The 946-nt window shown below is 53.7% G+C and carries 1 protein-coding gene and 1 pseudogene; both read left to right on the forward strand.

What is annotated here, in order from left to right:
• Nucleotides 1-682 (forward strand): annotated as a pseudogene (locus A3730_RS08355) (type IV pilus secretin PilQ); the annotation flags it as partial.
• Between the two features lie 41 nt (nucleotides 683-723).
• Nucleotides 724-946: shikimate kinase (locus tag A3730_RS08360; protein WP_304439480.1), on the forward strand; the 223-nt coding region annotated here is incomplete at its 3' end.

Below are 946 nucleotides of genomic sequence, written 5' to 3' on the forward strand. Positions count from 1 at the left end.
CATTAGGGACTTGCATGGGACTAACCTGGAAACTGAAATCGACCCGACTACAGGCGAAATTGATCAGGATTTTATTATTCCTGGTGCTGATAACTCCGATGATTTATTGGTTGACTTGGGTGTAGATTCTGCAAGTGCTTCCCGTTTTGCTGTTGGCTTTACTTCCTTGACCTCTGGCCTTATTGAGCTTGAGCTGTCTGCGCTAGAGGCTGAAGGCCATGGTGAATTGGTGGCGACTCCGAAGGTGTTGACAGCGGATCAGCAGCCGGCGGTGATTGCCTCTGGTCAGCAAGTGCCTTTTGAGGTGGCCACGTCCTCCGGTGCCACTTCCATCGACTTCGTGGAAGCGGAGCTGCGCCTGGAGGTAACTCCGCATATCACGCCGGATGGCAATATCATCATGACGCTGAAAGTCAACAACGACTCCTTCAGTTCCGACGGCTCTGCGGCGATCAATACCAACCGGGTAGAAACCTCCGTGCTGGTCAATGATGGCGAGACGGTGGTGCTCGGTGGTATCTTCCAGCAGGAGAAGATCAATTCCGTGACCAAGACGCCTTTCCTGGGTGACTTGCCGTGGATTGGTAACTTGTTCAGAAATACCGTAAAGCGTGATAACAAGCAGGAGCTGCTGATCTTTATTACGCCACGGTTGATGAAGGATGCTTTGGCTAATCGGTGATCAAGACTAATTCTGTTGTTCCTTTGATTCTTGTCGGGCCCATGGGTGCAGGTAAAAGCACCCTGGGCCGGCATCTTGCCCAGCTGCTGGATCGCCCGTTTTTCGACTCTGATCGTGTCATTGAGGAGAAGACCGGTGCGGACATCCCCTGGATCTTCGATATGGAAGGCGAGGCGGGCTTCCGGCGGCGAGAGCAGGATGTTATCGACGAATTGACCCGGGAGTCCGGCATCGTGCTGGCGACCGGGGGTGGGGTTGTGGTGA

It is taken from the genome of Alcanivorax sp. HI0044 (genome assembly GCF_001634945.1).